At 38.2% G+C, this 8,488-nt stretch carries 5 protein-coding genes and 1 pseudogene; 4 read left to right on the forward strand and 2 right to left on the reverse strand.

Features of this window, described 5'->3' with window-relative positions; genetic code table 11:
• The 4 genes from devC to H1P_RS28515 form a co-directional block, all read left to right on the forward strand.
• Nucleotides 1-1,098, forward strand: a 1,098-nt coding sequence (gene devC, locus H1P_RS28500) for an ABC transporter permease DevC (protein ID WP_144874101.1), incomplete at its 5' end; no start/stop codon positions are given.
• A gap of 13 nt (nt 1,099-1,111) precedes the next feature.
• Nucleotides 1,112-2,740, forward strand: coding sequence for an alpha/beta hydrolase (locus H1P_RS28505; protein WP_186376195.1), 1,629 nt, complete (start codon nt 1,112-1,114; stop codon nt 2,738-2,740).
• Nucleotides 2,741-2,802: 62 nt separating this feature from the next.
• A complete protein-coding gene (locus tag H1P_RS28510) occupies nt 2,803-3,549 on the forward strand; it encodes a DevA family ABC transporter ATP-binding protein (protein WP_144874105.1) in 747 nt (248 codons plus the stop codon).
• A 59-nt stretch (nt 3,550-3,608) separates the two neighbouring features.
• A complete protein-coding gene (locus H1P_RS28515) occupies nt 3,609-4,019 on the forward strand; it encodes a small multi-drug export protein (protein WP_144874107.1) in 411 nt (136 codons plus the stop codon).
• Between the two features lie 495 nt (nt 4,020-4,514).
• On the opposite strand, the pseudogene H1P_RS28520 reads toward H1P_RS28515, so the two are convergent.
• Nucleotides 4,515-5,183: pseudogene (locus tag H1P_RS28520) on the reverse strand (VC_2705 family sodium/solute symporter); the annotation flags it as partial.
• 352 nt (nt 5,184-5,535) lie between these two features.
• Nucleotides 5,536-7,353 carry a group II intron reverse transcriptase/maturase gene (gene ltrA / locus H1P_RS28525; RefSeq protein ID WP_144874109.1) on the reverse strand — a complete coding sequence of 606 codons (1,818 nt, stop codon included), beginning with the start codon at nt 7,351-7,353 and terminating at the stop codon, nt 5,536-5,538.
• Between the last annotated feature and the right edge of the window lie 1,135 nt (nt 7,354-8,488).

An 8,488-nucleotide genomic window follows, 5' to 3' on the forward strand; every position in this document is an offset into this window, starting at 1 on the left:
TCAAAGCATGGTGGCATCGCTGATAGGGTTGTTTCTTTCATTCTGGATTGGCAGAAGTTTAATCAAGTACAAGTATCACTATACCAGGCTTATAGCTATTTTTTCTTGTTTCTTTCCGAAAGTCCAGTTAATCGTCAGGTTACGAGTATAGTTGACATGAGTAGCTTTCCTAGAGCGCGGTTGCACCAAACCCTGGCATATGATGGTGTGGAATCAGCAAATCCTATCTATGTTGATTTTGCCCCTTGGCGTAACCCCACTACTCATGTAGAGAAAAAAATTCTGGTTCTGGGGTTCGATCCAGCTAATCCTGCCTTTGATTTATCTGAAGCAGAGGGAAATCTAGAGCAACTGTCAATGTTGAATCGGGTGCTATTCGATCGCGCTTCTCGTCCCGAATATGGAGCAATATCCCAATTATTCTCAAATCAAGGAACTTTAGAAGCTCAAGTGAGCGATCGCTTAGTGCAAACCGTTGGGCTATTTCAGATGGGAGCGTCTTTTGGTGCAGATGGCAATTTGATCGCTAGTGATTCTACTTTCTTCAATCTAGTGCGCGATCGCAATCCTACTCAGGTAGATATTGGATTAATTAAAATCACCTCAGATGCGGATTTAGAGACTATTCAAGCACAACTAAGAGCAGGATTACCTAATGATGTGAAAGTCTTGACAGTACCAGAATTTGTGCGACTGGAGGTCGATCACTGGGCAAGTCAAGGAATAGGTTTCATCTTTAATTTAGGAGTCTTTGTTGGCTTTTTTGTCGGCATCATTATTGTTTATCAGATTCTCTATTCCAATGTATCCGAACATTTGTCAGAATACGCCACCCTCAAGGCAATGGGTTACAGCGATCGCTATCTATTAATTATGTTGATGCAGGAAGCTTTAATCTTAGCTGCATTAGGTTTTCTTCCTGGTTTCTTTGTTTCAATAGGGCTTTATCAGGTTACTTACGCTGCCACCTTAATGGCAACTGCCATGAAAACCAGTCGCGCCGTCATAGTGCTATTTCTAACAATCTTGATGTGTGGAATTTCAGGAGCAATCTCTATGAGAAAACTACGTTCCGCCGATCCTGCTGATGTTTTTTAATTATTTTGTCACTATGAATATAATTCGTAATTCTTATCTACTAATACTCATCTTTAGTAGTCTATTATTTTTCTGGCGATCTCCTCTGACGATGGCAGCAGAAAAAGTCTCTTTTAGGTATGGTTTGTTGGAGTTTTCGATACCAGTTGATTCTTTAGAAACCTACGCTAAGACAGGAAAAATCGATCGCCATTTAGATACATATATTCAATCGGCAAGTCCTCAAGAACTAGCTGAGTTACAACAAATATTGACTTACAAAGTAGATATCGATCGCGTTACAGTTTATCGTTTCTTCAACTCTTTTTTTGGCAAAACAATTCTGAATTATCTGGGAGAAATAATTCAAATTAGTCCTACACAAAATGGTTTTTATGGCTTGCGTTCGGCTTTAATTTTGGCTACTGGTGAATCAGAAGGATTAAATGTGCTAAATATCTTACGAAACTTTCCTACAGAAACAATCCACATCAATGGCAAAACAAGTCTTAAACTTGCATCCACTTTTGTTGAATTAATCGAACAAACCAATGAAACGATCGCAGCAGTTCAACATCAATCAAATCTAGAAACAACAAGCGAACCTAAAATTGATTTTACACAACAACCAAATATTAGAAAATCTGGAGCTTTTACTTGGGAACAAGAAACTTTAAATTTTCACGATCGAAAACGCAATCGCTCTTTTACCGCCGATCTATATCGCCCGAAAGTAAATACATATATTCCTGTAATTGTTATTTCCCCAGGACTAGGGGCAGATAGTAACAACTATGATTATTTAGCGCAACATCTGGCTAGTTATGGCTTTGCAGTTGCAGTTGTTAACCATCCAGGTAGCGATCGCCAAAGAATAGAAGACTTTTTTAGGGGAATAAATCGCGAAATAGTCGAAGCGCAAGAATTTATCGATCGTCCTCGTGACATATCTTATTTATTAGATGAATTGCAACAACAGCAACTAACAAATCCTGCTACAAATAGTCATTTAAATCTCGAACAAGTGGGAATAATCGGTCATTCTTTTGGGGGGTATACTGCACTGGCATTAGCAGGAGCAAAACTTAATATTGAGCATCTACAAACATATTGTCAATCTGATGCGATCGATTATGATTCATTTAATTTTTCTTTACTGCTTCAGTGTCTCGCTGCGGAATTATCTACTACTAAAAATTATCAATTATCTGATTCCAGAATTCAAGCTATTTTTACTTTAAACCCAATCAATAGCAGTATTTTTGGACAACAAGGTTTAAGTAAAATAACCCTTCCTATTACTTTTGTAGCTGGTAGTTCAGATATAATAGCTCCTGCATTATTAGAACAAATTAAACCTTTTACTTGGCTTGAAAGTCCCCATAAATATTTATTATTAATTGAGAAAGGACATCATGTCTACAACAATTCAAAAACTTTCGATCTAATCGCCAATGAGCCGAAAAATAATACCTTTTATCTTAAATTATCCCGTGAATATCTTAAAGCAATGAGTTTAGCATTTATGCAAACTTATATAGCTAAAAGGAATAATTACCCTATTTTTCTCAACAGTAGCTATGCTCAGTTTTTAAGTCAAGATTTTTTGAAAATTAATTTAGTTGAATTTCTCAATAAAACAAATTTCAAAATGCTTGAGTAATTAAATATCTACTTAGTCCAAATTAAAATAAAGCTTCAATTAAGTAAGTAAATTTATTAATCATGAACAATCAATTATCAACAAATCCAGTAATATCTATCCACAACCTCGATCATTATTTTGGTCAGGGCGATCTCCGCAAACAAGTTTTGTCTGATATTAACTTAAAGCTTTACTCTGGCGAAATTGTTATTTTAACTGGTCCTTCTGGTTCTGGAAAAACCACATTACTTACTTTGATGGGGGGATTGCGTTCGGCTCAATCAGGTAGTCTCCAAATTCTCGGACAAGAGATTTTAGGCGCGAATAAACAACAATTAACCCAACTGCGTCAGCAAATCGGTTATATCTTTCAAGCCCATAATTTACTAGCATTTCTAACGGCTAAAGAAAATGTGCGTATGTCCTTAGAACTTCACGACGAGTATTTAGAACAGGACATGGATGCTAAAGCTATTTCTATCCTGGAATCAGTTGGTTTGGGAAATCGTGCCGATTACTACCCAGAAAGTCTATCAGGAGGACAAAAACAAAGAGTTGCGATCGCTCGTGCTTTAATCAGTCATCCTAAAATTATATTAGCTGATGAACCTACTGCTGCACTGGATAGTAAATCTGGTCGAGATGCGGTAGAAATTATGCAACGACTAGCTCAAGAACAAGGTTGTACTATTTTGCTGGTAACTCACGATAACCGTATTCTCGATATTGCCAATCGCATTATTTATATGGAAGACGGGCGACTAGTTCCGAAGCCTGACTCTGTTGCTGCTGAACCGAATCTGAATTCGACCAGAACACATCATTAGACTCAAGATTTTCTTGACAAACAGTCTCTCAAGAGTGTCGCTAGCTAAAAGCAGAAAATATGGGAATTATAGAATATACGAGCAAAGCTGCAACCGCTTGGTTTTTAGGCTTTTTTCCTTACCTTGAGATTTATGTAGCTGTGCCTAGCGCGATCGCTCTGGGACTCGACTATGTTTCCGCAGTTTTTTGGTCAGTGTTGGGTAATTTTACGCCGATTCCATTGCTACTTTTTTTCTATCAAGAAATTGGTAGAATTGCTTGGTTTAAGCTCCAGATAGAGAAACTCAAAAGACGATCCTCAAAGAGAATCCAAAGTTCGATGAATCGTTATGGAGCCTGGTTTATCTTGATATTGACGAGCGACCCTGGCGAGGAAACCTCGCCCAAGGAACGCGCGAGTCGTGACACCGATTTTTGGTTCTTGGTTAATTGCGATTGTTATTCCAGCAACGGGTATGAAACCAGTTAAGCTAATGATTTCATCTTTTTTTAGTATTACCTTTTATGCTATTGCGATCGCTATTATGATTTGTTTGGGCATTAATTCTTTTTTATAGCAACGCCAAAAAAGCTATAGTAGAACTCACATTCAGCAGTCCCACAGATGAAGTAAGAAGAAATGGCAGTTGAGAATAATCAAATGAAGAAAAAATCAGCAGAATGTAGAGATTATTAGGGATGCAGCAGACCTTCGAGTAGTGAGGTTGTCGTACTAATTTAGATTTATAACCAGTATTTAAAAAGCATTACCTGGGTTCAGGCGATCGCTAGTGCTTTAATCAGACATCCGAAAATTGTTTTAGCCGATGAACCCACTGCTGCACTGGTAAATAATTATATGCAACAAAAAATTAGATTGAAACGAATTAAAGTAAGAACAGCTATAACTTTAATATTTTTATTTACATTTATATTCTTTTTTTTTAATGATGATAGAAGTTATAAAGAAGTTAAAGTTAGCTTTTTGCACTCCATTAAGCTTTTCCACAATATCGCTAAAGCTAAAAGCTACTTGGGGTATGGGATTACCAGTTAAAATCAAAGAAATTGCGATCGCTGGAATTAAATAAGCAACGATTAAAACGCCATACTGCGCTACCTGTGTCCAAGTAATACCTTTCATTCCTCCTAAGACGGCGAAAAATGCCACAATCACCATCCCGATAATTACCCCTGTGCTGATATCTACCTGGAGAAAGCGACTAAAAACAATACCCACGCCTCGCATTTGACCAGCTACATAAGTAAGAGAAACGAAGATAGCAGCTACTACAGCAACTAATCGCGCCCAAACTGAATAATAGCGATCTCCTACAAAGTCAGGAACTGTATATTTCCCGAATTTACGTAAATAAGGAGCAAGTAACAATGCTAAGAGTACGAAGCCTCCAGTCCATCCCATCAGGTACATTGAGCCATCAAAACCCAAGAAGGAGATTAACCCCGCCATCGAAATAAAAGAGGCTGCTGACATCCAATCTGCTGCGGTAGCTGCTCCATTAGCAATTGCAGGAACTCCTTGATCGGCGACAAAAAAACCTTTACTATCTTTAACTCGCGATCTCCACCCAATGTAGAGATAAAGCATAAACGAGATAATTACGAACATTGTAGTCCAAGCTTCTACTGACATATTTATTAATTAACTAATGTTTTTTTAAAATGAATTAATGATACGGTTGGTTGCTGATTGCTGGTTGTTAATTGCTATTTTTTAAAACTTTTTAACCGAGCGAGAAAAAGCCAATATATGTTCTTTAATACCCCGATTTACCAAAGCCCATGTGAGATATCTGGTAATCTAATGGTTATGATTTGCACAACTAACTACTGTGCGATCAAGACACAGCAAAAGTCCCTAACCACTAAACTCTTTAGCGTCACCGAAAAAAGTTTACTTTCCATACTTACGATCTAGTTTGTTAAACTAAGTCACCTCGTCACCAAAGCGACTCGTCTTCAGAACGCAGCATGAGACTTTCACCTCACTGCGCTCCTCTCTTTTCAGGCTCTTTATGAGTACCATGACCAGTGATTAGGGTCGGAATGTCATCTACCCATTCCCATTTTTGGTTATCAAACCATTTGGTGAGGAGTTGCCATTCTTTCTCTTGCTTGTAGGCTTTGATTGCCTTTAAGTCATCTCTGGTTTTTTCATCATGACAATGTTTGTGGAGAAGTTGACGATTCTTTAGTGAATTATTACCACCAGCTTTTCTGGCAGTAATGTGGTCGTCTTCTAATACGTCTCCTTCTTGGAAGGGAAGTTTACACCAGTTACACTTGCCATCTTGCTTATGTAGCATTTTGGCGATTGAGTCTTTTAGTTCAGGATGTTTTTTCATCCTTTTTGCCCAATACATTGTGTTACCGTCGTAGGGTGAGAATTCACCTTTGACTTTGGTGTGTCTTGCAATGGCTATTTTTGAATGTTTTATTAGTTCAAAAGTATTGTCTTGGTATTTGCATCCAAATACCCAGTTATCATTTCCTATAGTTGTCCAGTACTTTTTAGTCACCCAATATTTGTTTTTATTTGGGTGTCTTCTGTCAGCCCATCTGCGTATTCTTATATGAGTTAATCTGTATAACTCAGAAAAAATTTCTTTGCTACATACTGATTTAAAGTAGTTGCACCAACCCCTAATTATGGGATTTAACTCTTTAATGAGTTTTGATTGTGGTGCTGCATTAAGCCTTTTAACTGTTTCTGACAGTTTTTGATAGTGTCTTTTGACACTTTCCTTACTGGGCTTAATAATAGTCTTAAACCCAAGTAATTCACCTTTGGTGTTTTTCCCAGATTGGTATTTACCCACTTTGTATTGTCTGATATTAAACCCCAGAAAATCAAATCCTGGTTGATTATCATCCAATTTATTGAAGGTATGTACTATCCTGGTCTTACTCGGTTTAAGCTCTAAATCAAATTGGGCTAACCACTCACAGATTATCTTTTGACATTGCTTTAACACATCTAGGTTTTCGTGGAATATTACAAAATCATCAGCATATCTGATTAGAGATGCGCCTTTGACTTGTTTTATTCTGTTTTCCATCCCATGTAAGGCTATATTGCTTAAAAGCGGGGAAATAACGCCTCCCTGGGGCGTTCCTTTATGGTTTGGAGTCCTTTCGTGTTTAAACCAGTCACAGATATCAGCCTTTAGCCATGCTCTAATCTGTTTCCTTATTTTGGGAAATGTGTTGATTTTGGCTAAAAGCCTTTGGTGGTTGATTTGGTCAAAACACTTACTTATATCGGCATCTAATACAAATTTAGATTTAAATCTAATTTGATTGAAGATTGCTTCAATAGCATCGTGTGCGCTTCTACCTGGTCGGAATCCGAAGGAGTTACCTTCAAATTTTGCCTCCCATTCTGGTTCTAGAGCAGCTTTGGTTACTGCCTGTACTGCTCTATCGCGCATTACAGGAATGCCGAGGGGTCGCTTTTCATCTTTCCCAGGTTTGGGAATCCACACCCTTCTTATCGGTTGGGATTTATCACCTAGTTTTAAGTTTTTGGCGAGTTCAAGACGTTGCTTTGGGGTTAAGGATTTGACCTGATCCACACCTGCCGTCTTTTTGCCTTGGTTATCCTGTGTGACCTTTCTGACAGAGAGTAATCTGTTGTAATAGGAGTTGATGAGGGTTTTTTGTAGCCTTCTTCCTTTCCTAACATCACCACTGATATAAGCTCGGTAGATTCGTTTTTGCATCTTGTACACAGTTTTCTGGATTTTGCGCCAGTTGATTGTGTTCCATTCCACAGTATTTACTCGTAAATCTGTTTTAGACATATTAAATGTTACTTACTCACTACTTTCCTGAAAACAGTGGGTATGTCAGCATATCTTATTCATTACAAATAAGCGTTGGCTTCTTACCCAATCCTGCCCCCCAATAACCTCTATTTCTAGAGATATTGCATCTTGGTTGATTACTTACTCTATTCGACCATTGAGTAAGAGTTACTGAGGGGTTATCCCGTTCCGAATATTCTGTTGATATGAATCTTTAGGATGCATCTGTACACCGACTGCGATTAGTGTTAGTTACTTACTACGACATTAAGTAACAATCCTGTGCAGTATTGCCTTTTTGGCTACAGCATATCAGTACAATTTTGCTGTTTCTACCTTACGGTGTTTAAGATTTTACCTATCTACCGACTGTGATTAGTGTTAGTTGTTAGGGGTCGAACCAGAGGTCGCCCTCTGATACTCCCATCCAAAACCGTGCTTGCGACTTTCACCGCACACGGCTACTCCTGGCTTTTCGGTACTCTATTTTCCTTCTGAAAACCACAGTAAAATGACATTTTGCAAGGTGCTAACCGATGGGGGAGTGAAAGGAGAAACCTAATAAACCTGTAAATATCACTTTTTATATACGAAAAAAGGTTTTTACCTGTTAGCAGGTTGTGTCGATAATCTGTTTTAGTCGTTAAGAAGTACTTAGAACCCTAATCAGACTCAAGGCTGTACGTCAGCATATTTCGGACATTACATCCATCCGTGTCGGGCATTACTCGTGAGTTCGAGTTAAACATTGGCTTCTTACAGCGTCCTACTCCCATACTCCTTACGCTTCACATCTGACTTGTCGATTATTGACAGAAGCATGGGGTTATCTCGTTCCCTATCATCATTTCGCGTTGTCTGACGTCCCCTAAATATACTCCGAGAGGTTTTGTGATGAGAAAGTATTTGAGTCTATAACAAATACTCCTTGAAATCAAATTGACAATTGATTTTAACCTCTATTACCTTTTGGTTATGGTGTATCAGCCATTTCACCATTTTGTCCTAACGAAGCTTACAAAAGGTTAGACCTAACTTGGTAGTTAGGCTCATAACACCCAGGACAAGTCCTAGTTAAACTGTTATGACCATGTTGGACATAGACAACTGCCCTTGCAGAGTTTCTAGATTT

Source organism: Hyella patelloides LEGE 07179 (genome assembly GCF_900659865.1).
In the GTDB taxonomy this organism is placed as follows: domain Bacteria; phylum Cyanobacteriota; class Cyanobacteriia; order Cyanobacteriales; family Xenococcaceae; genus Hyella; species Hyella patelloides.

Bases quoted from the DNA above. Each gene is read 5' to 3' on its own strand.
- ltrA (WP_144874109.1), bottom strand. From the start codon at position 7,353: ATGTCTAAAACAGATTTACGAGTAAATACTGTGGAATGGAACACAATC.
- H1P_RS28505 (WP_186376195.1), top strand. From the start codon at position 1,112: ATGAATATAATTCGTAATTCTTATCTACTAATACTCATCTTTAGTAGT.
- H1P_RS28510 (WP_144874105.1), top strand. From the start codon at position 2,803: ATGAACAATCAATTATCAACAAATCCAGTAATATCTATCCACAACCTC.
- H1P_RS28515 (WP_144874107.1), top strand. From the start codon at position 3,609: ATGGGAATTATAGAATATACGAGCAAAGCTGCAACCGCTTGGTTTTTA.